The sequence below is a fragment of the Caballeronia sp. ATUFL_F1_KS4A genome (genome assembly GCF_023630905.1).
GTDB lineage: Bacteria > Pseudomonadota > Gammaproteobacteria > Burkholderiales > Burkholderiaceae > Caballeronia > Caballeronia zhejiangensis.
Genome location: NZ_JALQEB010000002.1, coordinates 489,611 through 515,388 on the forward strand (window position 1 = coordinate 489,611; position 25,778 = coordinate 515,388).

General features: G+C 62.2%; 24 protein-coding genes. 19 read left to right on the forward strand and 5 right to left on the reverse strand.

The annotated features are described in order from the left end of the window. Positions 1–66 precede the first annotated feature (66 nt). From NCS03_RS05390 to NCS03_RS05410, 5 genes are all read left to right on the forward strand, one after another. A complete protein-coding gene (locus NCS03_RS05390; protein ID WP_034474119.1) occupies positions 67–1,080 on the forward strand; it encodes a YVTN family beta-propeller repeat protein in 1,014 nt (337 codons plus the stop codon). Positions 1,081–1,161: 81 nt separating this feature from the next. Beyond that, a complete protein-coding gene (locus NCS03_RS05395) occupies positions 1,162–2,181 on the forward strand; it encodes a sterol desaturase family protein (RefSeq protein ID WP_250528892.1) in 1,020 nt (339 codons plus the stop codon). A 76-nt stretch (positions 2,182–2,257) separates the two neighbouring features. Then, positions 2,258–3,109: an EI24 domain-containing protein gene (locus NCS03_RS05400; RefSeq protein ID WP_250439484.1), complete on the forward strand. Its 852-nt coding sequence runs from the start codon at positions 2,258–2,260 to the stop codon at positions 3,107–3,109. 25 nt (positions 3,110–3,134) lie between these two features. Then, positions 3,135–3,953 (forward strand): competence/damage-inducible protein A, encoded by an 819-nt coding sequence (locus NCS03_RS05405; RefSeq protein WP_008350529.1) that lies wholly within the window; start codon positions 3,135–3,137, stop codon positions 3,951–3,953. Then, positions 3,950–4,645, forward strand: a complete 696-nt coding sequence (locus NCS03_RS05410) for a copper homeostasis protein CutC (protein ID WP_250528893.1) — start codon at positions 3,950–3,952, stop codon at positions 4,643–4,645. The genes NCS03_RS05405 and NCS03_RS05410 overlap by 4 nt, the downstream gene beginning before the upstream one ends. Before the next feature lie 9 nt (positions 4,646–4,654). On the opposite strand, the gene NCS03_RS05415 is transcribed toward NCS03_RS05410, so the two are convergent. Continuing rightward, positions 4,655–5,119, reverse strand: coding sequence for a rhodanese-like domain-containing protein (locus NCS03_RS05415; protein ID WP_250528894.1), 465 nt, complete (start codon positions 5,117–5,119; stop codon positions 4,655–4,657). A 346-nt stretch (positions 5,120–5,465) separates the two neighbouring features. Between NCS03_RS05415 and glnA the strand changes: the two genes are divergently transcribed. The 3 genes from glnA to ntrC all read left to right on the forward strand — a co-directional run bounded on the left by glnA (position 5,466) and on the right by ntrC (position 9,780). After that, positions 5,466–6,881 carry a type I glutamate--ammonia ligase gene (gene glnA / locus NCS03_RS05420; RefSeq protein ID WP_008350526.1) on the forward strand — a complete coding sequence of 472 codons (1,416 nt, stop codon included), beginning with the start codon at positions 5,466–5,468 and terminating at the stop codon, positions 6,879–6,881. Between the two features lie 165 nt (positions 6,882–7,046). After that, positions 7,047–8,189: a nitrogen regulation protein NR(II) gene (gene glnL / locus NCS03_RS05425; protein WP_008350525.1), complete on the forward strand. Its 1,143-nt coding sequence runs from the start codon at positions 7,047–7,049 to the stop codon at positions 8,187–8,189. 100 nt (positions 8,190–8,289) lie between these two features. Continuing rightward, entirely contained in the window at positions 8,290–9,780 is a 1,491-nt protein-coding gene (gene ntrC, locus NCS03_RS05430) for a nitrogen regulation protein NR(I) (RefSeq protein WP_008350524.1), read from the forward strand. Between the two features lie 17 nt (positions 9,781–9,797). Here ntrC and xth read toward each other — a convergent pair whose 3' ends face one another. The 3 genes from xth to NCS03_RS05445 all read right to left on the reverse strand — a co-directional run bounded on the left by xth (position 9,798) and on the right by NCS03_RS05445 (position 12,258). Then, positions 9,798–10,580 (reverse strand): exodeoxyribonuclease III, encoded by a 783-nt coding sequence (gene xth, locus NCS03_RS05435; RefSeq protein WP_008350523.1) that lies wholly within the window; start codon positions 10,578–10,580, stop codon positions 9,798–9,800. A gap of 86 nt (positions 10,581–10,666) precedes the next feature. Then, positions 10,667–11,596, reverse strand: coding sequence for a phosphatidate cytidylyltransferase (locus tag NCS03_RS05440; RefSeq protein ID WP_250528895.1), 930 nt, complete (start codon positions 11,594–11,596; stop codon positions 10,667–10,669). A gap of 32 nt (positions 11,597–11,628) precedes the next feature. After that, positions 11,629–12,258 (reverse strand): lysophospholipid acyltransferase family protein, encoded by a 630-nt coding sequence (locus NCS03_RS05445; RefSeq protein WP_034474110.1) that lies wholly within the window; start codon positions 12,256–12,258, stop codon positions 11,629–11,631. A 230-nt stretch (positions 12,259–12,488) separates the two neighbouring features. On the opposite strand from NCS03_RS05445, the gene NCS03_RS05450 reads away from it, so the two are divergent. The 4 genes from NCS03_RS05450 to NCS03_RS05465 are packed head-to-tail and all read left to right on the forward strand — an operon-like array spanning position 12,489 to position 16,714. Then, positions 12,489–13,103 (forward strand): CDP-alcohol phosphatidyltransferase family protein, encoded by a 615-nt coding sequence (locus tag NCS03_RS05450; protein ID WP_008350520.1) that lies wholly within the window; start codon positions 12,489–12,491, stop codon positions 13,101–13,103. A gap of 40 nt (positions 13,104–13,143) precedes the next feature. Next, positions 13,144–14,919, forward strand: a complete 1,776-nt coding sequence (locus NCS03_RS05455; RefSeq protein WP_250528896.1) for a bifunctional alpha/beta hydrolase/class I SAM-dependent methyltransferase — start codon at positions 13,144–13,146, stop codon at positions 14,917–14,919. 56 nt (positions 14,920–14,975) lie between these two features. Continuing rightward, complete coding sequence (locus NCS03_RS05460; protein ID WP_502801512.1) at positions 14,976–16,298, forward strand: phosphatase PAP2/dual specificity phosphatase family protein; 1,323 nt, start codon at positions 14,976–14,978, stop codon at positions 16,296–16,298. Next, positions 16,295–16,714 (forward strand): hypothetical protein, encoded by a 420-nt coding sequence (locus NCS03_RS05465; RefSeq protein WP_250528898.1) that lies wholly within the window; start codon positions 16,295–16,297, stop codon positions 16,712–16,714. Before NCS03_RS05460 ends, NCS03_RS05465 begins: the two co-directional genes overlap by 4 nt. Before the next feature lie 52 nt (positions 16,715–16,766). Here NCS03_RS05465 and NCS03_RS05470 read toward each other — a convergent pair whose 3' ends face one another. Continuing rightward, positions 16,767–17,477 carry a DUF2628 domain-containing protein gene (locus NCS03_RS05470; RefSeq protein WP_250528899.1) on the reverse strand — a complete coding sequence of 237 codons (711 nt, stop codon included), beginning with the start codon at positions 17,475–17,477 and terminating at the stop codon, positions 16,767–16,769. A gap of 337 nt (positions 17,478–17,814) precedes the next feature. Here NCS03_RS05470 and NCS03_RS05475 point away from each other — a divergent pair, with 337 nt between their 5' ends. The 7 genes from NCS03_RS05475 (at position 17,815) to kdpC (ending at position 25,450) form a co-directional block, all read left to right on the forward strand. Then, entirely contained in the window at positions 17,815–18,678 is an 864-nt protein-coding gene (locus tag NCS03_RS05475) for a YfaP family protein (RefSeq protein ID WP_250528900.1), read from the forward strand. Positions 18,679–18,730: 52 nt separating this feature from the next. Then, positions 18,731–19,876: a polysaccharide deacetylase family protein gene (locus NCS03_RS05480; protein ID WP_250528901.1), complete on the forward strand. Its 1,146-nt coding sequence runs from the start codon at positions 18,731–18,733 to the stop codon at positions 19,874–19,876. A 54-nt stretch (positions 19,877–19,930) separates the two neighbouring features. After that, complete coding sequence (locus NCS03_RS05485) at positions 19,931–20,566, forward strand: YidX family protein (RefSeq protein ID WP_250501904.1); 636 nt, start codon at positions 19,931–19,933, stop codon at positions 20,564–20,566. A 288-nt stretch (positions 20,567–20,854) separates the two neighbouring features. Further along, entirely contained in the window at positions 20,855–20,950 is a 96-nt protein-coding gene (kdpF, locus tag NCS03_RS05490; RefSeq protein ID WP_008350504.1) for a K(+)-transporting ATPase subunit F, read from the forward strand. Next, entirely contained in the window at positions 20,947–22,731 is a 1,785-nt protein-coding gene (gene kdpA / locus NCS03_RS05495) for a potassium-transporting ATPase subunit KdpA (RefSeq protein ID WP_250528902.1), read from the forward strand. The genes kdpF and kdpA overlap by 4 nt, the downstream gene beginning before the upstream one ends. 14 nt (positions 22,732–22,745) lie before the next feature. Beyond that, positions 22,746–24,875 carry a potassium-transporting ATPase subunit KdpB gene (kdpB, locus tag NCS03_RS05500; protein WP_284504285.1) on the forward strand — a complete coding sequence of 710 codons (2,130 nt, stop codon included), beginning with the start codon at positions 22,746–22,748 and terminating at the stop codon, positions 24,873–24,875. A gap of 5 nt (positions 24,876–24,880) precedes the next feature. Then, positions 24,881–25,450 carry a potassium-transporting ATPase subunit KdpC gene (kdpC, locus tag NCS03_RS05505; RefSeq protein ID WP_008350499.1) on the forward strand — a complete coding sequence of 190 codons (570 nt, stop codon included), beginning with the start codon at positions 24,881–24,883 and terminating at the stop codon, positions 25,448–25,450. Positions 25,451–25,778 lie beyond the last annotated feature (328 nt).

A 25,778-nucleotide genomic window follows, 5' to 3' on the forward strand; every position in this document is an offset into this window, starting at 1 on the left:
GCTCGTCAACCCGCCGCGCGAGGCAAACGTTCTACAATGACGCCTGCCCTCCGAAGCCTACTTTTCATGCGCAATATTTTCCGTTCCGGCCGTGTGCGTGCCTTCGCCGCACGCGCAGCCATCGCAACCGGCGCCGCCTTGGTCGCCTCCGCAGCACTCGCCAACAATGTCATCGTGCTCAACTCGGCGGAAGCGACGCTGAGTCTCATCGACGAAAACACGCATCAGGTCGTCGGCACCGTGCCGACGGGCAAAGAGCCGCATCACCTGATGCCCACGCCCGACAGCTCATCGCTGATCGTTGCGAATTCGGTGTCGAACAACCTGATGTTCGTCGATCCGAAAACCGGCGCGTTCCAGCGCTGGGTGCAGGACATCGAAGATCCGTATCAGCTCGGCTTTTCGCCGGACAAGAAATGGTTCGTCTCGACGGGTCTGCGCCTCGATCGCCTCGATATCTATCATTTCGACGGCAAGAATTTGAGCGTCGCGAAGCGCCTGCCGCTCGCCACGATGCCGAGCCACATCGCGTTCACGAACGACAGCTCGACCGCGTTCATCTCGCTGCAGGTGTCCGGCGAAATCGCGGCGATCGACCTGCCGACGCAGACCGTCAAATGGAAGATGAAGGTCGGCAAGGTGCCCGCGGGCGTCTGGCTCACGCCGGGCGACAAATATCTGCTCGTCGGCATGACCGGCGCGGATTACGTGGCCGTGGTCGACTGGCGCAACCAGAAGGTCGTCAAGACCATCACGACCGGCAAGGGCGCGCACAACTTCCGCTCGATGGTCGACGGCAAGCACGTACTCGTTTCGAATCGCGTGGCGAACACGATCAGCATCATCGACGAGGACACGCTCACGAACGTCGGCGACATCACCGGTCTCTTGCCCGGCCCCGACGACATGGAACTTTCCGCCGACAAGAAGTATCTGTGGGTTACGTTCCGCTTCGCGAAGCACGTCGGCGTAATCGACCTGGCGAATCGTAAGCTGATCGAAACCATCAAGGTCGGCCGCTCGCCGCATGGCATCTACTTCTACAATCGCGCGCCGGTGACGGCGCCGAACGGGGCGTAAGCAAACAGGGCGCGCATTCGCGCCCTGTACTACGATTGAGGGATGGCCGGTCCCGGACGGCCGCACGCACCACGGAGCACCATGTTTCATTCCATTCTTTCGTCGCTGGACGGTCTCGTTTCCTGGCTTCAGACGCAGCTCTACGTCGATGTCGTGCAGCCGGTCCTGTTCAAGATCGGCATGATGGACTACGACGAAGACACCTACGACGCGCTGTACTGGGTGATCGTCGGCGTGCTCGAAGTGCTCGCGATGTACGCGATCCTGCGGCCGTTCGAAGCTTTCCGCCCGGCGGAGGAGTGGAAAGACCGCAAAGGCGTGCGCGTGGACGTGCTCTACACGTGGATCGTCAAGCTCGGCATCCTCAATCTGTTTTTTTTCTTCACGTTCCAGCCGCTCTTCGATTCGATGCAGAGCTGGCTGCGCCTCCATAACGTGCCGAATCTCGAGATCGACAACCTGTGGCCCGGCGTGACGACGCAGCCGCTCGTCACGTTCGTCATCTATCTGCTCATTCTCGATCTGGCGGGATACTGGTATCACCGGCTGGAGCATCGTTTCGGCATCTGGTGGGAATTGCACGCGGTGCATCACAGCCAGCAGAAGATGTCGCTCTGGACCGACGACCGCAACCATCTGCTCGACGACGTTCTTCAGGCGAGCTTTTTCGCGTGCGTCGCGCTCGTGATCGGCGTGGAGCCGTCGCAGTTCGTCGTGCTCGTCGCCATCACCAACTTCATGCAGAGCGTGCAGCACGCGAACATCCGCATGCACTTCGGCTGGCTCGGGGAGCGCATTGTTGTAAGTCCGGCGTTTCATCGCCGCCATCACGCGATCGGCTTCGGTCACGAAGGCACGACTTACGGTTGCAACTTCGGCGTGCTGTTCTCGTTCTGGGACATCATCTTCCGCTCGGCGTCGTTCGACCGCACCGTCGAGCCGACGGGCATTCGCGACCAGCTCGGTGCGCCGGGCGTTGCGCCCGTCCATTACGGCGACGGCTTCGTCGAACAGCACTGGCTCGCGTTCAAACGCATCGCCGCGCGCCTTTCCGCTCGCCGTGCGGGTACGTCCGCTTCCGACAACTCGGCGGCCGTCTGAGCGTCTCCGGTTCGACCAGCGCCCGTGCGCGGCGCTGGTTTATCCTGTCGGTTCCTTCTTCTTTTAAGAAACACGCATGAGTGACTTGCTGCGTTCGTTCGTGCGCGCGCTTGCGAACGTCTTTCATCCGCGCATGCTCTGGCTGACGCTGATGCCCTTCGGCGTCGCCACGGTGGTCTGGGGCGCGGTGCTCTGGTTCTTCTGGCAGACGCTTACCGGCGCCGCCAACGACTGGCTCAGCGCGTGGGCGCTGACCTCGTGGATGTACCGTCTCTTCGATGCCGTCGGCTTTTCGTCGCTGCACGCGGTGATCGCGCCGTTTCTCGTCGTCATCATGACGGTGCCGCTGATCGTCGTGACGGTGCTGCTGCTCATCGCCACGTTGTCGATGCCGGGCGTCGTCAAGCTCCTCACACGTCGCCCGAAAGGTCATTACTCATCGCTCGAAGAGCGGCGCGGCGGCTCGTGGTACGGCAGTCTCGGGCACTCGGTCGTGACCACGGTCGTCTGTCTCGTGCTGCTCGTCGTCACGCTGCCGCTGTGGCTCATTCCGCCGTTCTTCGCCTTGGTTCCGCCGCTGTTGTGGGGCTGGCTCACGTATCGCGTGATGACTTACGACGCGCTCGCGCTTCACGCGAGCGCCGACGAGCGCCGCGCGATCGTGCGCGATGCACGCTGGCCCTTGCTTGCGATCGGCATCGTGAGCGGCCTGCTCAGTTCTGTCCCGACGATGCTCTGGGCATGGTCCGTCTGGCTCTTGCCGCTCTTTCCGGTCGTCGCCGCCGTGACGATCTGGGCGTATGCGTTCATCCTCGTGTTTTCGGCGCTCTGGTTCGCGCATTACTGCCTGCACGCGCTGGAGCGCTTGCGCGCGAGCGAGCCGCAATTCCCGGCGATCACGGTCGAATCCCGCGACGTTTCACTGTAAGCACGAAAAAAGCAAAGGGGCATTCATGGGCATTGGCGTCATCATCATCGGCGACGAAATCTTGTCCGGCCGCCGCACCGACAAGCATCTGCCGAAAATCATCGAACTGCTGGGCGCGCGCGGCCTGTCGCTCGACTGGGCCGAATACGTCGGGGACGATCCCGCGCGCATCACCGCGACGCTCGCGCGCACGTTCGCATCGGGCGATATCGTGTTTTCGACGGGCGGCATCGGCGCGACGCCCGACGACCACACGCGCCAGTGCGCCGCCAAGGCGCTCGGCGTGCCGCTGGAGCTGCATCCCGAAGCGGCGGAACTGATCCGCGCGCGCATCCGCGACACGGCGGCGCAGGCAGGCAAGCCGGTCGAGCTGGAGTCGCCGGAGAACTTGCATCGGCTGAACATGGGCACGTTTCCGCGCGGCGCAGAGATCATCCCGAACAGCTACAACAAGATTCCGGGCTTTTCGGTCGGCGATCATCATTTCGTGCCGGGCTTTCCGGTCATGGCCTGGCCGATGATCGAATGGGTGCTCGACACGAAGTACGCGCATCTGCATCACGCGACGCCGCATGTCGAGCGGTCGCTGCTCGTCTTCGGCCTGCCCGAGTCGCGCATCACGCCGCTGATGGTTTCGATCGAGCGCGACTTCGAGGGCGTGCGTGCGTTCAGCCTGCCGAGCGTCGGCGATGCTACGCGCGGGGCGCTTTACGAGCGCGCGCATATCGATCTGGGCGTGAAGGGCGATCCCGAGCAGGCGAACGCGGCGTTCGACGTGCTGCGCGAGGGCGTGATCGCGCTCGGCGGTGAAGTCGTGGAAGTGCCGCCGGAGGAAGCGAAGTGACGCTGCTGGAAGTGATCGCCACGACCGTCGCCGACGCGCGGGCAGCCGAGCGCGGCGGTGCGGACCGTCTCGAACTCATCACCGCGATGGGCGAGGGCGGACTGACGCCGAGCATCGGCCTGATCGAATCGGTGATCGAGGCGGTCGGGATTCCGGTGAACGTGATCGTGCGGCCGCACAGCCGCTCGTTCGTCTACGATGCCGACGACTACGCGGTCATGCTGCGCGATGTTCGCGCGATCGCGAAGACGCGCGCGAACGCGATCGTCGTGGGGATGCTGCGCGCCGATGGCTCCGTCGACACCGACGGCCTCGCGCGCGTGATAGAAGCAGCGGATGGCCTGCAGCTCACGTTTCACCGCGCATTCGACGAAACACGCGATCTGCTCGCTGCGTTCGATACGCTGCTGCAGTTCGGTGCCGTCACGAATGTGCTGACGTCGGGTGGCAAGCCTTCCGTGCTGGACGCTCAGGAAACGATTTCGAAGCTCGTCGAAAACGCGGCGGGAACGCGCTGCGCGATTCTGGCGGGCGCCGGATTGACCGTCGATGCGGTCGCGCCGTTCGTCGCATCGACGCGCGTGAAAGCGGTGCACTTTGGCTCGGGCGTGCGCGTCGATGGGAAGTCTCTGGCGCCCGTCGATGAAACGAGGGTCAGGCGCGTGCGGACCTTGCTCGACGCGCGTGCTTGAGCAAAACCTTCAAGCCCCGATCCAGGGCAGCTTGCGGAAACACCATCCCGATACCGTTTTCCGATGCCCCTGTCCGTCCTTGTCGCCTTCGAAGCCTTCGAGCAGGTCGTACGCCTGGGCGTAGCCTTCCTTCTGCGCCGCGACCGCAGCGAGCTTCGAGCGCGCGGCGCTGCGACACAAAAACACGACAGGCGTTTCCGGGGTGGCGACCTGTCGCAATTGTTCGATAAACTCGGCGTTTGGCACGGAACCGGGGTAGCGAATCCATTCGATGTGCGCGTACTGAGCGCCATCGATGGCCGGGCGGCCGACCCAATCGAGTTCGGCGCGGGTGCGAACGTCGACGAGGCGTACGCGCGGGTCGAGTTGCAGTAATTCAAATGCTTCGGCGGGTGAGAACGCGCCCGCGTAGGTCAGATTGTTTTCGGCGGCGCGTTGGCCGGCCTGGGCATACAGCTGTTCGAGCGTGCTCATGACGTATGGGTCTCCGTAGGCGCAAAGAATCATTCTAGCGTGGCGCGCAGTTTCGACGCCGCGCGCGAAATTGGTGCAAGAAGACTCGGATGCACTATAAAAGTGCTGAAGAAATATCAGACAAACCGTGCTGCACTGATTTGGTGCTCGACGCGGAGACGGCGACACGAACGCCGCCATCGAAAGCGAAGTGGTTTCACCCAAAACGCGCGCTGCTTCAAGCGCTTAGCGCGAAGATGGTGCGCTTGGCACGGAAGCTGCTTTTCCATCCTCGATTGAATCGATGTACAGGATTGGTCGGGGCGGCGAAGCGATTCGCCGACTTTTGTTAATCAGGAGATAGGTAATGAGTAAATCCGTGGCCGACGTCATGCAACTCGTCAAGGACGAGGACGTCAAGTTCGTCGACTTCCGCTTCACCGACACGCGCGGCAAAGAACAACACGTTTCCGTGCCGGTCTCGGCATTCGACGAAGACAAATTTGAAAGCGGCCACGCTTTCGACGGTTCGTCCATCGCAGGCTGGAAGGGCATCGAAGCGTCGGACATGCTGCTCGTGCCGGACGCGAACACCGCCTTCATCGACCCGTTCTTCGAAGAATCGACGCTGGTTCTGTCCTGCGACGTGGTCGAGCCGGCCGACGGCAAGGGCTACGAGCGCGACCCGCGTTCCCTCGCGAAGCGCGCGGAAGCCTATCTCAAGAGCTCGGGCCTCGGCGACACCGCCTACTTCGGTCCGGAGCCGGAATTCTTCATTTTCGACTCGGTGCAGTGGAACACGGACCAGTCGGGCACGTTCGTGAAGATCGGCTCGGAAGAAGCACCGTGGTCGTCGGCGAAGGAATTCGAAGGCGGCAACACCGGCCACCGTCCGGGCACGAAGGGCGGCTACTTCCCGGTCGCTCCCGTCGACACGTTCCAGGACATCCGCTCGGAAATGTGTCTGCTGCTCGAGCAGATCGGCATTCCGGTCGAAGTGCATCACCACGAAGTGGCGGGCCAGGGCCAAAACGAAATCGGCACCAAGTTCTCGACGCTGGTTCAGCGCGCGGACTGGCTGCAGCAGATGAAGTACATCATCCATAACGTGGCGCACACGTACGGCAAGACGGCGACGTTCATGCCGAAGCCGGTCGTCGGCGACAACGGTTCGGGCATGCACGTTCACCAGTCGATCTGGAAGGACGGTCAGAACCTGTTCGCGGGCAACGGCTACGCGGGTCTGTCGGAATTCGCGCTGTTCTACATCGGCGGCATCATCAAGCATGCGCGCGCGCTGAACGCGATCACGAACCCGGGCACGAACTCGTACAAGCGCCTCGTGCCGCACTTCGAGGCGCCGGTGAAGCTGGCTTACTCGGCTCGCAACCGTTCGGCATCGATCCGTATTCCGCACGTCTCGAACCCGAAGGGCCGCCGTATCGAAACGCGCTTCCCGGATCCGCTCGCGAACCCGTACCTGTGCTTCTCCGCGCTGATGATGGCGGGTCTCGACGGCGTGCAGAACAAGATTCACCCGGGCGAAGCCGCGGACAAGAATCTGTACGACCTGCCGCCGGAAGAAGACAAGAAGATCCCGACCGTTTGCGCGGGCCTCGACCAGGCGCTCGACGCACTCGACGCGGATCGCGAGTTCCTGACGCGCGGCGGCGTGTTCACGGATTCGATGCTCGACGCATACATCGAACTGAAGACGAACGAGCTGCAGCGTTATCGTCAGGCGGTGCATCCGATCGAGTTCGAGATGTACTACTCGCTGTAAAGCAGCATGATCGAAGCGCGTTTTGTCGTGAGCAGTCCGATGAGGCGCGCGACGTGTGCTGAACAGTGATCCAAAGGGACGGCGCGCCGTCCCTTTTTTAATCGCTGCTCAGTGTCATGAAACGATAAGAAGATCGGTGTCACGAACGACCTCATCGACTGCACGATGGTGCTCAAGAATCTGATCAAGGCGCGCAAAGGCCACGCCGATGCGCTCTCCGACAATACGCAGCTCGCGGCAAGCGGACTGCTGCCCGGCTTCGAGGCGCTGCCCACGAACGTGCTCGTTCTGGACGTGCGCAATCTGCGGATCGCGTATGCGAATCCATCGGCCGAAGCGATGCTGGAAATGTCGCGCAAGCAGTTGACGCAGACGAACTGGCCCGACCTCTTCGCGAACGCGGACGAGCTCGCGACCACGATCGCGTCGATCGCCGAGAACCGCTTCAACGCGACGCGGCTCGACGCGGTGCTCGAGAGGCAGAATCGCGAGCCGGTGCATGTTCATGCGATCGTCGGCTATCTCGAAGCCGCGCCGGAATACGTGCTGCTCGAACTCTTCGAGAACGAGCGACATCTGCGCACGGACCGCGAAGAGCGTATCCACGATCTCACCGCGGTCAACAAGCAGCTCATCCGCAATCTCGCGCATGAGATCAAGAATCCGCTCGGCGGCATTCGCGGTGCGGCGCAGTTGCTCGAATTCGAACTCGGCGCGCGCGAACGCGACGAACTGCGCGAATACACGCAGGTCATCATCAAGGAATCGGATCGGCTGCAGACGCTCGTCGATCGCTTGCTGGAGCCGCACCGGCATCCGCATATCGTGGGCGACGTGAACATCCACGAAGTCTGCGAGCGGGTGCGCGCCGTGATCCTCGCGGAGTTTCCGCGCGGCCTCACGATCGAGCGCGACTACGACGTGAGCGTGCCCGACCTGCGCGGCGACAAGGAACAGTTGATTCAGGCGCTGCTGAACATCGTGCGCAACGCGGCCGAAGCGCTGAAGGAACGCATCTCACAAGGCGATGCGAAGATCGAGCTGCGCACGCGCATCGCGCGCAAGGTGACCATCGGCAAGAAGCTGCACAAACTGGCACTGGACTTGCATATCACTGACAACGGTCCCGGCATCCCCAGCGAAATCCGCGACCGGATCTTCTTTCCGCTCGTATCGGGCAGGGAAGACGGCAGCGGTCTCGGCCTCACGCTCGCGCAGTCGTTCGTGCATCAGCACGATGGGCTGATCGAAGTGGAAAGCCGGCCGGGCTGTACCGAGTTCGCCATCCTGTTGCCGTTCGAGAATTGACCAGCGACTTCACGCCAAGGAACGTAGTGCCGCATGCTTTGACGCCTGACCGTTTCGACGGGCTCACACCGAACCACACGAAGACTTCTCGCCGAACGATATGAAGCCGATCTGGATAGTAGACGACGACCAATCCATCCGCTGGGTGCTGGAAAAGGCGCTCGCACGAGAAAACTTCACGACGCGCAGCTTCTCCGGCGTGCGCGACGCGCTTGCCGCGCTCGAAGGAGAAAGCCCGCAAGTGCTCGTCTCGGACATCCGCATGCCGGGCGGGTCCGGGCTGGAACTGCTGCAGACCGTGCGCGACCGCTTGCCGGGCTTGCCTGTCATCATCATGACGGCGTTCTCGGATCTCGACAGCGCAGTGGCCGCGTTTCAGGGCGGCGCCTTCGAATATCTCGCCAAGCCATTCGATGTCGACAAGGCCGTCGAGCTGATCCGCCGCGCCGTGGATGAAAGCATGCGCGGCGAAGCGTCGGTCGACGAGCGCGTAACCGAGACGCCCGAGATGCTCGGTCAGGCGCCCGCGATGCAGGACATGTTCCGCGCGATCGGCCGTCTGTCGCATTCGGCGGCGACCGTGCTCATCACGGGCGAATCAGGCACCGGAAAGGAGCTTGTCGCGCGCGCCTTGCACCGACATAGCCCACGCGCAAACGGACCGTTCATCGCGCTGAACACGGCGGCGATTCCGAAGGATCTGCTGGAGTCCGAACTGTTCGGGCACGAGCGCGGCGCGTTCACCGGCGCGCAGGCGATGCGTCAGGGCCGCTTCGAACAAGCCGAGAACGGCACGCTCTTTCTCGATGAAATCGGCGACATGCCGTTCGACCTCCAGACGCGCCTGCTGCGCGTGCTGTCGGACGGGCAGTTCTATCGCGTGGGCGGGCACAATCCGCTGAAGGCGAACGTGCGCGTGATCGCGGCGACGCATCAGAATCTCGAATCGCGCGTGCGGCAGGGCTTGTTTCGCGAGGACTTGTATCACCGATTGAATGTGATTCGGCTGCGTCTGCCGGCGTTGCGCGAACGCAGCGAGGATATCCCGCTGCTCACGCGACACTTCCTGCAGAAGAGCGCGCGCGATCTGGGTGTCGAGCCCAAGCGCGTGTCGGACGATGCACTCGCGTATCTCGCGTCGCTGCCGTTTCCCGGCAACGTGCGTCAACTGGAGAACCTGTGCAACTGGCTCACGGTGATGGCGCCCGCGCAGGTGATCGAGCAGAAGGATCTGCCGCCCGATCTCACGTCGCGTCAGGAGGTGAGCGCCGAGAGTCTCGCCGTATCGACGGATGGCGCGGTCGCGCCGGTTCCCAATGCCGTGAACGGCGCCGGATCCGCGCCGATCGCGGCGGCGCCGGCGGGCGTCGCGGCGAGCGTGTGGGAGAACGGCTTGCGCACGGAAGTCGCGCGACTGTTGCGCGAGAATTCCGCCGATGTCATGGACGAACTCGCGCGCCGTTTCGAAGCGGCGGTGATCCGCGAGGCGCTCGACTTCACGCGCGGGCGCAAGGTGGAGGCGGCGGAGCGTCTGGGCATCGGCCGCAATACGATCACGCGCAAGATTCAGGAGTTGCATCTCGACGCGTGAACGTCGTTACGACGGGATCAGCCGATCGTCGCGATCACGGGCGCGTGGTCCGACGGCTGGTCCCACTTGCGCGGCACCTTGTCGACTTCGCATGACGTGCAGCGCGCGGCCAGTTCCGCCGACAGCAGGATGTGGTCGATGCGCAGCCCCGCGTTGCGGCGAAACGCCATCATCCGGTAATCCCACCACGTAAAGAGCTTCTCGGCCTGCTCGAACTTGCGGAAGGCATCGGTCAGGCCGAGCCCGACGAGTTGCGCGAAGTGCGCGCGCTCTTCGGGCGACACGAGGTTCTGGCCTTCCCATGCTTTCGGATCGTGCACGTCGCGGTCTTCCGGCGCGATGTTGTAATCGCCCAGCAACGCGAGTTGCGGATGACGCGCCATGTCTTCGCGCAACCATTCGCGCAGTGCGTCCAGCCAGCGCATCTTGTAGGCGAATTTCTCGGAGCCGGGCGCCTGTCCGTTCGGGAAATATGCGGAGATGATGCGCACGCCGTCGATCGTCGCGGCGATCACGCGTTGCTGCAGATCTTCGAATCCGGGAATGTTGCGCACGACGCTGATTTCATCGACTTCGAAGCCCGCATCGGCGCGCACCAGAATGCCGACGCCGTTGTACGTCTTCTGCCCGGCGAACCAGCTTTTGTAGCCGGCGGCTTCGAGTTCGGCGCGGGGAAATTTCTCGTCGGGGAGCTTCAGTTCCTGAAGGCACAGCACGTCGACGCCCGAGAGCGCGAGCCAGTCGATGACATGCTGCTGGCGGACTTTGAGGGAATTGACGTTCCAGGTGGCGATTTTCATGAGTGCCCGTTTTCTTCGTAGAGCGCGGCCGTTGCGCTGAAGGCTCGATTCTAGCGGAGCGGTGGGGCGGGGCGGGCTCGCAGACGTCACACATAAACGAATCTGACCAGATGAAAAAACACAGGCGCGGCGAAGCAGATCGAATCGACACGATCGAGCATGCCGCCGTGTCCGGCGAGCATCGAGCCCCAGTCCTTCGCGCCGAGCGAACGCTTCACCGCTGAAAGAACCAGCCCGCCGATGAACCCCGCCAGAACGATGGCGAACGACATGCCGAGCGCCGCGCCGAAGCCGAATGGCGTGATCCGGTAAAGCGCCGCGCCGCAAAGGGTCGCCAGCGCGCCACCGCCGACGAAGCCTTCGACCGTTTTAGAAGGCGAAAGCACGGGTGCGATCTTGCGCTTGCCGAACAGTTTCCCCACGACGTACTGCAAGACATCGCTGATCTGCACGACGAGCAGGAAGTAGAAGAGCAATAACGCGTTCTGCCCGCGATAGCCGGGAATGTCGAGCGTCAGGAACGCGGCGGCGTGGCTCAGGCCGTAGACGCAGACCATCAGCGCCCAGTTAATGCGTGCATTGCGACTCAGAAAGTCGCGCGTATCCTGCGTCAGCGCCGATACCAGTGACATCGCGAAGAAGAGATGCACCGGTACGAAGATGGAATACATGCCGTACCAGTTGATGCCAAGCAGAATGTACTGAACGGGAACCGCGACAAAGAACGCGAGGAACAGCGTGGAGTGATCGCTCGGCGTGGTCGGCGTGAGTGTTATGAACTCGCGCAACGTGAGGAATGACAGTAGCGCGAAGACCACATAAGTTGCAGTCTCGCCGAGTCCAATGGCGATCGCCATGACGGCGACCATGCCCCACCACGCGCGGATGCGTTCATTGAGGTTGACGATGGTCGCGCTCTTGCCATTCGGCCGGGCGGCGAGGATGGCGCCTGTCACGGTCGCGACGGCGAGAAAGCCCGCCACGCCTGCGATCAATTTCCAAAACAGTTCTGGCATGTTCGAGAATCGGAGATGTTGTTGCAGCAAGCTCAGTCTGAGCAAGCCGATGGCGCCAGCGCGACGATCGCATCGCGCATGCGTGTGAGAAAAGCAGATTTGTCATCGGTCGCCCGAAGCGCTTCGCCCGCGCCGAAATGGACTTTGCAGATCAACGGAATCGGCCAGATCGCGCCCTTGGGCATGATCCGCTGAAGATTCTCGAGATAGACCGGCGTGAGGGCGATGCCGGGAAACTCGCTTGCCAGATGAAAGAGTCCGCTCTTGAAGCCTTGCGGCAAAGCATCCGTGCCACGTGTGCCTTCGGGAAAGATAATCACCGAATGCCCCTTCGTGAGCGCATCGCGAACCGGATCGAGCGGATCGCCATCTCCTTCGCGTCGACGATCGATCAGCACGACGTTCAGCAGTTTCTGCGCGATATGTCGCTTGAGCGCGTTGGCGTTCCAGTAGTCGCGCGCAGCAACGGGCCGCACCGAATCGCGCAAACTGCGCGGCAACGCAGCGAGGATAGCGAGTGTGTCGATATGGCTCGTGTGATTCGAGAAGTAGATCTGTTGAGTTTCGCCTGCACGAGGGACATGACAGACTGGGTAGGCTCCAGCGACCAACCGAACGAGAGATAACAGTAAATCGCGTTGCCAGGCATATATCCGTTTCATGAGTCGTTAGTGGTGTGGATTGCTTATTTATATTCCGTTCACATGCGCATCGACGGAGCAAGTGGTCTTGACAAGATGTGTCAGATGTTTAGCAAGTGATAACAGAACTGCATAACAAAGAGGCTCTGCAATCCTAACGGTTGACGAGATGCAAAAGTGCCATGATAGTAGCGGCTTTTTCGATCCATCGGGACGTCAGGCATGGTCGACGAACCGGCGAAAACATCGCAATGAGCCTCTACGCACTCAAGCCGCGCTTCCAAATTCTGCTTCGTCCATTCACAAATTGGCTCGCGCGGCGAGGCGTGACCGCAAACCAGGTCACGGTAGCCGCGATGCTTGGATCGATGGCAGTCGGTGCATCGGCGTGGCTCGGTTATCCCGAGCGCGGTCTGTTTCTGCTCATTCCGCTGTGGCTTTTCATCCGCATGGCGCTGAATGCCATCGACGGCATGCTTGCGCGCGAACACGGCCATAAGAGCGCATTGGGCGCTTACCTGAACGAACTAGGCGATGTGATCTCGGACACGGCGCTCGTGCTGCCGTTTCTGGCCGTGCCGGCTTTCGCGCCATCGGACGTGTGGCTTTTCGCCTGGACGGCGTGCGTAGTCGAGTGCGCGGGACTGATCGGACCACTGGCCGGCGCGGATCGTCGCTACGACGGGCCATTCGGCAAGAGCGACCGCGCGCTGGCGCTCGGGGCATTTGCGCTCTGGTTCGGAATGGGGCTGCCGGTCGGTTCGACGTTCGTCTGGCTGTGGCGTGCACTGATCGCACTCGCGGTATTGACTGCGATCAGACGCGTCGCGATGGGCGTTCGCTTATCGCGTGAAACGGGCCGTTAAGCGTTACCTGCAACATCGAAACAACGAAGGCAAAAATCACATGACTCAAGCGACTATTCGACGCGCACAAGAGGCGCGCTTCACGACTCACGACGGTGAAGCGCTTTTCTATCGGCACTGGCCCGCGGCGGGCGCGACACGCAGCGGCGCTGTGGTGCTGCTGCATCGGGGGCACGAGCATTCGGCGCGTGTCGCGCATCTGGTCGATGAACTCGACATGCCTGGCTACGATTTCTTTGCGTGGGACGCGCGTGGGCACGGACGTTCGCCCGGCGCGCGCGGATACAGTCCGAACGCAGCGGCTTGCGTGCGCGACCTCCAGTGCTTCGTCGAACACATCCGCGACGTTCATGGCGTCGCCATCGAAGACATGGCGGTCGTCGGTCAGAGCGTCGGCGCCGTGCTGGCCGCGGCCTGGGCGCACGATTATGCGCCGCCCGTGCGCTGTCTCGCGCTCGCATCGCCGGCGTTTCATATCAAGCTGTACGTGCCATTTGCACGTCCGGGTTTGCGTCTGATGCACGAGCTTCGCGGTCTGTTCTATGTGAACAGCTATGTGAAGCCAAAATTTTTGACGCACGATCCGGAGCGCATCGCGAGCTATGCCGCGGATCCGCTGATCACGCGGCCGATCGCGGTCAATATGCTGCTGGACCTGCACGACACGGCGAGGCGCATCGTCGACGATGCGGCCGCCATCACCGTGCCGACGCAACTGCTGATCTCGGGTGCGGATTGGGTCGTGCATCGCGGACCGCAGGAACGCTTCTTCGAGCGGCTCGGGTCGGCGCGCAAGGAGCGCATCGTGCTGCCCGGTTTCTATCACGATACGCTCGGTGAACGCGACCGCGCGCAGGCGCTCGCGCCGCTGCGGGCGTTTCTGCTGCGTGAGTTCGAGGCGCCTTGCGCGCGAGTCTCGCTCGTGGATGCCGACACGCGCGGACCTTTTCATGCGGAATACGAAGCGTTGAAACAAGCTCCCGCCAGTCCGCTCGCGCGTTTGTACTGGATGGCTGCGCGCGCGGGGTTGCGGGTGGGCGGCGCATTCTCGGAAGGCATTGCACTTGGGCATCGGCTCGGGTTCGATTCCGGCTCGACGCTCGACTACGTGTACCGCAACGAAGCGAGGGGACGCGGATGTGTGGGGCGGCACATCGATCGCAACTACCTCGACTCTCCTGGCTGGGTGGGCATCCGTCAGCGCAAGATCAATATCGAGGCGTTGATCGCCGAGGCGATGACGCGAATCACGCGCTCGGGCGAGACGGTCCGGATCGTCGATATCGCGGCGGGACATGGCCGTTATGTCCTTGACGCCATCGCCGCGGTGACCCGTCGCGATGGCGTGTCGCCCGAGCACATTCTGTTGCGCGATTACAGCGCGCCGAACGTCGATGCTGGACGCGCTCTGATTGCGCAACGTGGTCTCGAAAGCGTTGCGCGTTTCGAGCAAGGCGATGCCTTCGACGAGGCCTCGCTCGCCGCGCTCGATCCCCGTCCGACGCTTGCGATCGTGTCAGGGCTGTATGAGCTTTTTGGCGACAACGCTTCGATAGAACAGTCGCTCCGTGGCCTCGCGCGCGCCGTGCAACCTGGCGGCTACCTCGTCTATACCGGACAGCCGTGGCATCCGCAGCTCGAATTCATTGCGCGCGTGCTTGGGAATCATCGTGGCGAGACAGCGTGGGTCATGCGTCGCCGTTCGCAGGCGGAAATGGACGAACTCGTCGCGCGCGCCGGCTTTCGCAAGATCACGCAGCGCATCGATGAAAAGGGGATCTTCACGGTGACGCTTGCCGAGCGCGTCGCGTCCTGATGAATAGCGCTGCCTTGTCCGTCGCCGGTGCGCGAAGCGAACGGGACGCCTCCTTGATGTTGCGATCCGGATGGCTCGCGATCATGGGCGCGTTGTTCTTTTCGACATACGCCTTCGCGAACTGGCTGGCGTCGACGCGCGCCTCGGTGCCCACCTTCGCATTCGCATGGGAACGGGCCATTCCGTTCATGCCGTGGAGCATCGTGCCGTATTGGTCCATCGATGTGTTCTACGCGCTCTCGTTCCTGTTGTGCGTCAGGCGCGCGGCGCTCTACGCGCACGTCCGCAGGCTTTTCACGGTGCAAATGATCTCCGTGGCATGTTTCATCGCGTGGCCGTTGAGCTTCGGCGCCGAGCGGCCAGTCTCGAGCGGTGTGACCGGCGTGCTATTCGACCTCCTGACGGGCATCGATAAGCCGTATAACCAGGCTCCATCGCTGCACATCGGATTGCTGATCGTGCTTTGGACGTTCTACGCGGGCGTTCTGCGGAACAAAGCTGCTCGTGCGGTCTTGCATCTCTGGTTCATGGCGATCGGTGTTTCCGTTCTGACCACATGGCAGCACCATGTGATCGACGTGCCGACCGGCGCGGCGGTGGGTGCCTTTGCGCTATTTCTCTTTCCTCTCGCAGACGATGTGACCGGCGCCGCGCTCCCTTGCGCGCGAAGCCGGCGGATAGCCGGCGTCTATGCGACCGTCGCGGTCGCGCTGACCGCGTTCACGTTGATCCTTGTGAGGCATGCCGTTGGTGCCGCGCTTGTCACGGGATGGGTTTCGCTGGCATTCGCTTGCGTTGCGTGGATTTATTGGCAAGGCTCGCCTGCCGCGTTTCAGAAGGACGAGCGGGGCCGCATTCCGTTGGCCGTCCGTCTGCTGCTCGCTCCGGCTATCGCTGGCGCATTCATCAACTCACGGTTATGGACGCGCAAGAGGCCATCGCCTGTTCGCGTTGCGACCGGCGTTTCCATCGGTCGCACGCCGACGCCTCGCGAATGGCGGCAGCATGGTTTCGATGCATTGCTCGATCTGACGGCCGAGATGCCGCGCTGGATCGCGCTCGATCAATCGCATGTGTACCTATGCGTGCCGCATCTGGATCTCGTGCCGCCGACTCTGCTGCGTCTGAACGCGGCTGTCGAGGCGCTCGGTGAACTGCATCGCGACGGGCGCGATGTGCTGGTTTGCTGTGCGCTCGGTTATGGGCGCAGCGTGCTGTGCGCGGCGGCGTGGATCGCGAAGACGCAAGGTTTGCACGATGCACGCGCGGCACTTCTGGCTGTGCGGTCGGCGCAGCGTCGCGCGGTCTGGTCGAAGGACACCGTCGCGTTGCTGCAGGACTGGATCGATCATTGCACGGTTCATGGAAGACAAGGATGAACGCCTATTTCATCGCGGCGGCGCGTGGTGCGCTCGATGCTGGCTGCTGTGCGTGCGCGGTCGCCTTGGCAGCGGCAGGCGTGGGGTGGGGTGTCGCCATTCATTGCGAGCATTTGCATTACGTGCGAACGCTGATCGCGCTCATCAGCACATGTTCGGGCATAGGCGCTTCGTGGCTAATGGTGCGAATCGTCATCGACCGACAGTTGTTCGCCACGCTTGCCGCAATGGAATCTTCGACGCTCGATGATCTCGACCGCGTGCTGATCGAGCTCGGATGGACCGCTGCATCGCGTGCCGGCCGGCCGCTCGATGCACGTGTGCGCGGCGTGACTCGACTGCTCAGGGCGAGCGTGATGCTTGCGGTCGTGCAGTGGGTGTGCGTGGGTGTGGCGGTGGTGGTTGAGGGCGGGTGACATCGTTGCTTCAAACGCTTGCAGCAAAGCCACTCCCATCCCCGACACACCGTCAGCCGAAGAGGGCAATGCCCAGAACCACGATCATCAGAAGCGCGAGCATCCATGCCGCCGCGGCGTTCGTGCCGCCTTTGCGGCACAGCTCGTATTCCAGCGCGCTGCCGGATGAACCCTGGTTGCGAAGTTTGCCGATGCTCCTTAGCACATGTTCCCGGTAGAGAAGATTGCCGGAGAGTCCCAGCGTGAACGAAATCGCGTACGACACAAAGCCGCCAGCCCCATCTCCCAGCGAACCGACGGCGAGCCGAAGCAGGACAGCAGCCGCGAACAACGCTCCAGCTTGCCAGTACATCTTTCGATAGACAAGCCAAATTGGACCGATCACGAACGCGGCTCCGTTCCATGTACACCTTGGCTGCCCGCGTTTGTTCAGAAAGGACCATTTGTACGCGTAGTACTTCGCGTTCTTTCCGACGAAGAGAGCGACGTCCAGTTCGAGCGTGGGCGACTGTATCTCGGTGTTGATTTGAGGCACGTCTAGTTGATGTTCGGTTGGTTCCATGATGCTTGCCTCGAGTGTGCGGTCCTTTCGTATGTCCGGTCGCGAGCATTGCAGCACGCTGCGCTGTTGTCCACGGTGCCGTATGGCTTTTGCAGAAATTTGAAGAAATTGCGCATCGGCTGCTAGATCGAGCGAATCGGCGATTGCTATGCTTTCATGATTCGGTATCCGAATAAGTAACGATGCGATGAATCGCTTCATCAATCAATCGTCTACTCCTCACAATATGTTTCGTTCCATCTGTAAGTTATCGATGATGCTCGCGCTGTTCTGCGCTGCAGGCGCTCAGGCGGCGACTGCGCCTATTCAGGTGCTCAGCGCTACCGTAAAGGACCAAAAGATATCCGGCGCGACTGTCATTCTTCAAAAGGACGGCGCCCAGTCGGTTCGTATCCAGAGTGATGCACAAGGCGCTGCGCAGATTCCAGCCGATATGGCGAATGACAGCAAGGTGCTTCTGATCATCAAGAAGGCTGGTTATTCCGATCTGGCCGCCAGGTGCCCATGCGCTGGACTGTCCTATGCGCTGAGTCCGGTGATGAAGAATCTGGATGGCATGCGCGTCGTGCTTACATGGGGACAGCGCCCGCGCGATCTCGATCTGCACGTGTCCTATCCGCAGAATCACGTCTACTTTCAACACCAAGCCGGGGACGACGCCAATCTGGATGTCGACCACACGGATAGCTACGGTCCGGAAACCATCACGCTCGATCACAAGCGTTCCGGCCAGACCTACGTCTTCGCCGTGCACGATTTCAGCAACGAGAGCAACCCCGCGTCGTCGGAGCTTGCGAACAGCGAGGCAAGGGTGTTCGTGTATGTCGGCCAGTCGCTGGTTCGAACGTTCAGCGTGCCGCGTCAGGCGGGCAAGCTGTGGACCGTGTTCCGCGTCAACGGCGAGGGCGAGATTCAGGACATCAACACCATGCGTGGCGTGACGGTCAGAGCGAGCGAGGTGCTCGGCACCATCGACAACTACAACGACGAGCAGTTGAGAATCGTGCCGGCCAATCAGGACTATGTCGACGCGGCCCGCGCGAGCCTGATCAACAAGGACGGCGAGCGTGCCTATCACGCAGGCAACTTCGACGACGCTATCTGGCTGTACCGCGAGGCGATCAGCTTCAATCCGGAATTCGGCCAGGCGTACAGCAATCTCGGGCTCGCCTTCCAGAAGGCCGGACGTGCTGCCGAAGCCATCTGGGCCAATCGCAAGGCGATCGCGCTCGCGAATGGAGCGACGGCCGCGACGGTCCGCGCCAGTTCGTACTACAACATCGGCCGCATCTATGAGGACGCCGGCCAGTTCACCGACGCATTGAGCAACTACCGCGCAGCGCGACGCGAAACGTCGAATCCGGTCTACGACGCCGCCATTACGCGCGTCAGCAATCGCTAAATCCGTTCAATCCAGGCCCCGGCATCGCGCCGGGGCCCGCATCGCTCATCACATGTACAAGAAAGCTCTCGCGGCGATGCTCATGGCATTCGCCGCGATGTCGTCGCACGCGGCAGGTCCGGTTTCGGTCGCCATCGGCGATCGCGGGACGTGGCCGACATCCATCGATAGTACGGAGAACTTCGATCTCGCTTCGCGCGCCGAACTTCTCGCATTCGGCAAAGCGCTGGCCGATAGCGAACGACTGTCAGACGCCGAGTTGCAGAGCCGGCTGAAGGTGAAATCGTTCGATCGGGCATCGGTCGATCGTATCCGGGGCCGTTATTGGAAGCGTCTGACCGGAAACTATCTGAACGCTTCGGCGAATTGCACGCCGAGTGCTCCGTTTTGCGTAAAGGTGCATGGCGAGGCTGACTTCGTGAACGCGGCCAAAGTCTTCGCAGTCCCGGCGGATAGTCCGTATCGCGCGTGGTCATCGCAGGCTCGGACGTTTCACAACACGTATCTCGACGAACTGCTGAGACTGGCCGCGCTCTTTCCGAAGGTCAGCAGTGAGATCGACACGTATTCGTCGCGAGAGATCGACGGCAACGAGTTCGCCGACCGCACCTTCCTGCTCACCTTCGACGATGGCCCGACCACCGCCGGCGGCACAACCGACGCGTTGCTGCGGACGTTGCGAGACGCTCGCTTGAATGGCGTGTTCTTCACGCTCGGGACGCGGTTGCAAGCGCGCTTGCAGCAGGCGGGTGCGTCGTCGATGGCGTATGCCTATCGCGGCATGTGCGTCGGCGCGCATGGCTGGGAGCATCGTTCGCACGCAACCTGGCCGTCGTGGGAAGAGTCGGTGGCGCGGAGCATCGGGCTGGCGCAGGCGAATCTGCCGGACAGTTCCGTTCCGCTCTTCAGGCCGCCCTATGGTCAACGCCGAGCGGACAGCGGCGACTTCTTCGCATCGCAAGGCCTGCGTGTGGCGCTTTGGAATATCGATTCGCAAGACTGGAACGAGAAGGTGAGCGCGGATGAAGTCAAACAGCGCGTGCTCACGCTCATGCTGCTGTGGCGACGCGGGATCATTCTCTTCCACGATATTCATCCGAAGGCGCAGGTTGCGGTGCCCTGGTTGCATGACCGGTTGACGGCATCGGGTGTGCAGTGGATGGATTGCAAGAGGTTGGTCGCGACGAACGCCGATTGATCGCGCTGATTGTTTGAACCAACGACAGGCGGCGATGCGGTCAAAGGACGTCAAATGAAAAGAAGAAAGTTTATTGCCCTCACGGTATCGATGCCTTTCGCTCTCAGCGGGTGCCTGACATCCGGATTGAACGAGGAAGCAAAGTCGCCCGATTACTACAGGTACGCGGAAACGATAAGCAGTGTGCTTATCTCGGCTGACCAGAAGACGCTAGTGTTTCTTGGTAAGAATTATCACTATATTTTCGATGCGCCGGATCACTTCGTGGATGTCCTTCAGTCACCCTTTCACGCCGGAATGACCGCAGATGTCAATCAGTTCTACGTAGACGGAGACAGCAATGTCAGCGGTTCCTTCGTCTTGAATCTCGACAAGGCGGCGAGCTTCAGCGAAGAGCAGAAGGAGGAACTGGGAAATCTTGGAATCGATCCGCAACGCCGGTCTCTCTCGTTCAGGCTTAGCGGGCGGCGATATGACGCGAAAGGTTTCGACCGGTCGAAGGTCAATCCCATGCTGCTGAACCAGTCTTATGAAGTCTCCGTCAGGGAGCAGCATTACTCCAATGCGAAGAAAGTCATCCTGCTGGCGACGCCCGTGACCGTGGCGGCAGATGGCGCGCTGATGATCCTCGCCATTCCATTGTTGCCTGTGCTCTATGTGGTCTTTATGCGGAACTTTCGTGTGATGTGACGCCCGGTTGATCAGATCGACTCGGGCTCACTCACGCAAAGCACGAAGCATTAGCGCCCGCCTATCCAAGGCGGGCGTTTTTTTACACCATTTTTACACCCCGCCTCCCACTCTTTTCCCGCCCTTTACGTCCATTTTCTTAATCTCCACCTTGTCCTGAACCGCACAAGGGGAGAACACCAAAATGGACCTGATTTACCTCGCCGGCATCGTCCTGTTCTGGGGACTTTGCGTGGCGCTCACGCGCGGCTGCGAGCGACTCGGCCGCCGCGCGACGGGAGGGCGTCCATGAGCGCCTGGATGCTGTGGCTCGCGGCGGCTTCCACGCTGCTGCTCTTCGTGTATCTCGTGTACGCGCTTCTGCGTGCGGAGGATCTCGAATGAACGCCAACACCTTCATGCAGACGGCGCTCTTCATCGTCGTGCTGATTGCGCTGGCCATTCCGCTCGGCCGCTATATCTCGAACGTGCTCGACGGATCGTCCGTTATCGTGCGCAAGATCGGACGCCCGATCGAATCGATGCTCTATCGCATCGCCGGCGTCGATCCCGAATCCGAGATGTCATGGAAGCATTACGCGCTCGCCGTGATGCTCTTCAACGTGCTCGGCGCGCTCGTGCTGTATGCGCTGCTGCGCCTGCAGGGCACGCTGCCCGCCAATCCGCAAGGCATGGCCGGCATGACGCCCGATGCCGCGTTCAACACCGCCATCAGCTTCGTGACTAACACGAACTGGCAGGACTACGGCGGCGAAAGCACGCTCGGCTATCTCGCGCAGATGCTCGGCCTGACCGTGCAAAACTTTCTCTCGGCGGCGACGGGCATCGCGGTCGTCATCGCGCTGATTCGCGGCTTCAAGCGGCATAGCGCGCAGACCATCGGCAACTTCTGGGTCGACCTCACGCGCACGACGCTCTACATCCTTGCGCCGCTTGCCGTCGTGTTCGCGCTCGTCTTCGTGAGCCAGGGCGCGATCCAGAATTTCAAGGCGTATCAGGACGTATCGACGCTGCAGGTCACCACATATCAGACGCAATCCACCGACGCGCAAGGCAAGCCCGTCACGCAGACGCTCAAGGCCGACAAACAGACGCTGCCGATGGGGCCGGTCGCCTCGCAGGAAGCGATCAAGATGCTCGGCACGAATGGCGGCGGTTTCTTCAACGCGAACTCCGCGCATCCGTACGAGAACCCGACGCCGTTCTCGAACTTCATGCAGATGCTCGCGATGCTGATCATCCCGGCTGCGCTGTGCGTCGTGTTCGGGCGCACGGTCGGCGACAGGCGTCAGGGCTATGCCGTGCTCGCGGCGATGACCATTGCGTTCGCCGTCGCGTGCTGGGGCGAGATTGCATCGGAGCAGGCCGGCAATCCGCTTTACGCGTCGCTCAAGGTCGATACGCAAGCGTCCACGCTACAGGCCGGCGGCAACATGGAAGGCAAGGAAACGCGCCTTGGCATCGCGCAATCGGGCATCTTCACGGTCGCGACGACCGCCGCATCGTGCGGCGCGGTCTCCAGCATGCACGATTCGCTGACGCCGCTCGGCGGCCTCGTGCCGATGCTGCTGATCCAGCTCGGCGAAGTGATCTTCGGCGGCGTCGGTTCCGGTCTCTACGGCATGCTCGCGTTCGCGTTGCTCGCGGTGTTCGTCGCGGGTCTGATGATCGGCCGCACGCCCGAGTATGTCGGCAAGAAGATCGAATCGTTCGAGATGAAGATGGTCTCCATCGTCATTCTGCTTACGCCGCTGCTGGTGCTTCTCGGCACGTCGATCGCCGTGCTGAGCGCGGCGGGCACGGCGGGCATCGCGAATCCGGGCGCGCACGGCTTCTCCGAAGTGCTTTACGCGTTCAGCTCCGCCGCCAACAACAACGGCAGCGCGTTCGCGGGCCTTTCGGTGAACACGCCGTTCTATAACTCGATGCTCGCCATCGCGATGTGGTTCGGCCGCTTTGGTTCGCTCATTCCGATCCTCGCCATCGCGGGCTCGCTCGCCGCGAAGAAGCGTCTCGCCGTGACAGCGGGCACCTTGCCGACCCACGGACCGCTCTTCGTCGTGCTCCTGCTCGGCACGCTCCTTCTGGTCGGCGCGCTCACGTATGTGCCGGCGCTCGCGCTCGGGCCCATCGTCGAGCACGTCACGATGACCGCAAGCCATTGATTTCCGAGGACAGCATGAATCAAGAGAATCAAACGCCGCTGCATCGCCCGGAGAATCTCGGGCAGGCGCGCACAGCGGCACGTTCGATGTTCGATCCGGCGCTCGTGAAGCCGGCGATCGTCGATTCGTTCAGGAAGCTCGCGCCGCGCACGCAGTTGCGCAATCCGGTGATGTTCTGCGTCTACGTCGGCAGCATTCTGACGACGGTGCTCTGGATCGCCGCGCTCGCCGGCCAGGCGGAAGCGCCCGCGGGCTTCATCCTCGCGATCGCGCTGTGGCTGTGGTTCACGGTGCTCTTCGCGAACTTCGCCGAAGCGCTCGCGGAAGGGCGCTCGAAGGCGCAGGCGGCATCGCTGCGCCAGGCGAAGCACAACGTGATGGCGAAGAAGCTCAACGAGCCGCATCCGAAATCGCCGATCCGCATCACGACGTCCACGGAATTGCGTCGCGACGATGTCGTGCTCGTCGAAGCGGGCGACGTGATTCCCGCCGACGGCGACGTGATCGAAGGCGTCGCGTCGGTCGACGAATCCGCGATCACGGGCGAATCCGCGCCGGTGATCCGCGAGTCGGGCGGCGATTTCTCGTCGGTGACGGGCGGCACGCGCGTGCTCTCCGACTGGATCGTCGTGCGCGTATCGGTGAATCCGGGCGAGGCGTTTCTCGACCGCATGATCGCGATGGTCGAAGGCGCGAAGCGTCAGAAGACGCCGAACGAAATTGCGCTGACGATCTTGCTCGTCGCGCTGACGCTCGTGCTGCTCTTCGCGACCGCGACGCTGCTGCCGTTCTCGATGTTCTCCGTCGAGGCGGCGAAGCAGGGCCACGTCGTCACGATTACCGCGCTCGTCGCGCTGCTCGTGTGCCTGATTCCGACGACCATCGGCGGGCTGCTGTCCGCGATCGGCGTCGCGGGCATGAGCCGCATGATGCAGGCGAACGTGATCGCGACGTCGGGCCGCGCGGTCGAAGCGGCCGGCGACGTCGACGTGCTGCTGCTCGACAAGACCGGCACGATCACGCTCGGCAATCGCCAGGCGTCGACGTTCGTGGCGGCGCCCGGCGTGGCCGAGCGCGATCTCGCGGACGCGGCGCAACTCGCATCGCTCGCCGATGAAACGCCGGAAGGCCGCAGCATCGTCGTGCTGGCGAAGCAGCGCTTCAATATCCGCGAGCGCGACATGGCGACGTTGCACGCGACCTTTCTCGCGTTCAGCGCGCAGACGCGCATGAGCGGCGTGGATCTGCCGAATCGGGAGATCCGCAAGGGTTCCGCCGATGCGTTGAAGCGTTACGTCGAAGAACGCGGCGGACGTTTTCCGCAGGAAGTGCAGCATGCCGTCGATGAAGTCGCGCGGCGCGGCAGCACGCCGCTCGTGGTGGCCGAGCGCGTGCACGATACGACGCGCGCGCTGGGCGTGATCGAGCTGAAGGACATCGTGAAGGGCGGCATCAAGGAGCGCTTCGCGGAGCTGCGCAAGATGGGCATCAAGACGGTGATGGTGACGGGCGACAACCGGCTGACGGCTGCTGCGATCGCGGCGGAAGCGGGCGTCGACGACTTTCTCGCCGAAGCGACGCCGGAAGCGAAGCTGGCGACGATCCGCGCGCATCAGTCCGAGGGGCGTCTCGTCGCGATGACGGGTGACGGCACCAACGATGCGCCCGCGCTCGCGCAGGCCGACGTCGCGGTGGCGATGAACACGGGCACGCAGGCCGCGAAGGAAGCGGGCAACATGGTCGATCTCGATTCGAACCCGACGAAGCTCATCGAGATCGTGGAGATTGGCAAGCAGATGCTGATGACGCGCGGCTCGCTGACGACGTTTTCCATCGCCAACGACGTCGCCAAGTACTTCGCGATCATCCCGGCCGCGTTTGCGACGACGTATCCGCAGTTGCGCGTGCTGGACGTGATGCATCTGGCGTCGCCATCGTCGGCGATTCTGTCGGCGGTGATCTTCAATGCGCTCATCATCGTGTTTCTGATTCCGCTCGCGTTGAAGGGCGTGAAGTATCGCGCTTTGGGCGCCGCGTCGTTGTTGCGACGGAACCTGCTGATTTACGGGCTGGGCGGCATCGTGTTGCCGTTTCCGTTCATCAAGCTCATCGATATGGTCATTACCGCTCTTGGCTGGAGTTGAACATCATGAAGAATCTGTTGCGTCCCATGCTGGTGTTGTTCGTCGCGTTGACTGTCGTGACGGGCGTGGTGTATCCGGCGGTCGTCACCGCGATCGGACAGGCGGCGTTTTCGCATCAGGCGAATGGGAGTTTGATCGAGCGCGATGGGCGTCTCATGGGCTCGGAGATCATCGGGCAGCAGTTCGATGCGCCTCGGTATTTCTGGGGGCGTTTGTCGGCTACTGCGCCGAATCCTTATAACGCGGGGAGTTCTAGTGGCTCCAATTTCGGGCCGACCAATCCGGCGCTCGCCGATGAGATCAAAGCGCGCATTGCCGCCTTGCACGATGCCGATCCGGGGAATGAGGCGGCTGTTCCCGTCGATCTGGTGACTTCGTCCGGGAGCGGGCTCGATCCGGAAATCAGTCCGGCGGCTGCGGCGTATCAGGTTTCGCGGGTCGCGAAGGCGCGGGGGATGTCGGTGGCTCGCGTTGAAGCGCTTGTCGCTCAAGCTACTAGCGGGAGGCAGTTTGGAGTGCTCGGAGAGCCTCGGGTGAATGTGCTTAAATTGAATCTTGCGTTGGATGGGGAGTAGTTGGGGGCGCTTGGCTTGGTTTCGCCGGATCCCGTTTTGCTCTCGGTTTATTTGCACTGCCCCTGTGCGGGGCGGCAGTCACTTTCTTTGCTGCTGCAAAGAAAGTAACCAAAGAAAGCAGCTTTTCAGGCCCGCGGTCACACGCAATTTGGGTAGTTCTCTCGTCCAAGGTGGCACTCGCCTAAAGAGTGCCCTCATCACAATAACGGGGCTTGGATCGCGCACGGTCCGCCGCCCGAAAACGTTGAGCGCGCTGGTTCAGCACGAAAGAGCTTCGGCACAGCGCTACGCGCTGCCGCCGGGTATGCGAGGGAAACCAACGTGCGGC

Coding starts and splice junctions, on each gene's coding strand:
- NCS03_RS05390 (WP_034474119.1), top strand. CDS start 67: ATGCGCAATATTTTCCGTTCCGGCCGTGTGCGTGCCTTCGCCGCACGC.
- NCS03_RS05465 (WP_250528898.1), top strand. CDS start 16,295: ATGAACGCCTATTTCATCGCGGCGGCGCGTGGTGCGCTCGATGCTGGC.
- NCS03_RS05445 (WP_034474110.1), bottom strand. CDS start 12,258: ATGAAACGGATATATGCCTGGCAACGCGATTTACTGTTATCTCTCGTT.
- NCS03_RS05405 (WP_008350529.1), top strand. CDS start 3,135: ATGGGCATTGGCGTCATCATCATCGGCGACGAAATCTTGTCCGGCCGC.
- NCS03_RS05440 (WP_250528895.1), bottom strand. CDS start 11,596: ATGCCAGAACTGTTTTGGAAATTGATCGCAGGCGTGGCGGGCTTTCTC.
- NCS03_RS05480 (WP_250528901.1), top strand. CDS start 18,731: ATGTACAAGAAAGCTCTCGCGGCGATGCTCATGGCATTCGCCGCGATG.
- glnL (WP_008350525.1), top strand. CDS start 7,047: ATGGTGCTCAAGAATCTGATCAAGGCGCGCAAAGGCCACGCCGATGCG.
- NCS03_RS05485 (WP_250501904.1), top strand. CDS start 19,931: ATGAAAAGAAGAAAGTTTATTGCCCTCACGGTATCGATGCCTTTCGCT.
- NCS03_RS05415 (WP_250528894.1), bottom strand. CDS start 5,119: ATGAGCACGCTCGAACAGCTGTATGCCCAGGCCGGCCAACGCGCCGCC.
- NCS03_RS05400 (WP_250439484.1), top strand. CDS start 2,258: ATGAGTGACTTGCTGCGTTCGTTCGTGCGCGCGCTTGCGAACGTCTTT.
- kdpB (WP_284504285.1), top strand. CDS start 22,746: ATGAATCAAGAGAATCAAACGCCGCTGCATCGCCCGGAGAATCTCGGG.
- NCS03_RS05470 (WP_250528899.1), bottom strand. CDS start 17,477: ATGAAGCGATTCATCGCATCGTTACTTATTCGGATACCGAATCATGAA.
- kdpF (WP_008350504.1), top strand. CDS start 20,855: ATGAGCGCCTGGATGCTGTGGCTCGCGGCGGCTTCCACGCTGCTGCTC.
- NCS03_RS05450 (WP_008350520.1), top strand. CDS start 12,489: ATGAGCCTCTACGCACTCAAGCCGCGCTTCCAAATTCTGCTTCGTCCA.
- glnA (WP_008350526.1), top strand. CDS start 5,466: ATGAGTAAATCCGTGGCCGACGTCATGCAACTCGTCAAGGACGAGGAC.
- kdpC (WP_008350499.1), top strand. CDS start 24,881: ATGAAGAATCTGTTGCGTCCCATGCTGGTGTTGTTCGTCGCGTTGACT.
- NCS03_RS05475 (WP_250528900.1), top strand. CDS start 17,815: ATGAAGAATCTGGATGGCATGCGCGTCGTGCTTACATGGGGACAGCGC.
- NCS03_RS05395 (WP_250528892.1), top strand. CDS start 1,162: ATGTTTCATTCCATTCTTTCGTCGCTGGACGGTCTCGTTTCCTGGCTT.
- xth (WP_008350523.1), bottom strand. CDS start 10,580: ATGAAAATCGCCACCTGGAACGTCAATTCCCTCAAAGTCCGCCAGCAG.
- NCS03_RS05455 (WP_250528896.1), top strand. CDS start 13,144: ATGACTCAAGCGACTATTCGACGCGCACAAGAGGCGCGCTTCACGACT.
- kdpA (WP_250528902.1), top strand. CDS start 20,947: ATGAACGCCAACACCTTCATGCAGACGGCGCTCTTCATCGTCGTGCTG.
- NCS03_RS05460 (WP_502801512.1), top strand. CDS start 14,976: ATGTTGCGATCCGGATGGCTCGCGATCATGGGCGCGTTGTTCTTTTCG.
- ntrC (WP_008350524.1), top strand. CDS start 8,290: ATGAAGCCGATCTGGATAGTAGACGACGACCAATCCATCCGCTGGGTG.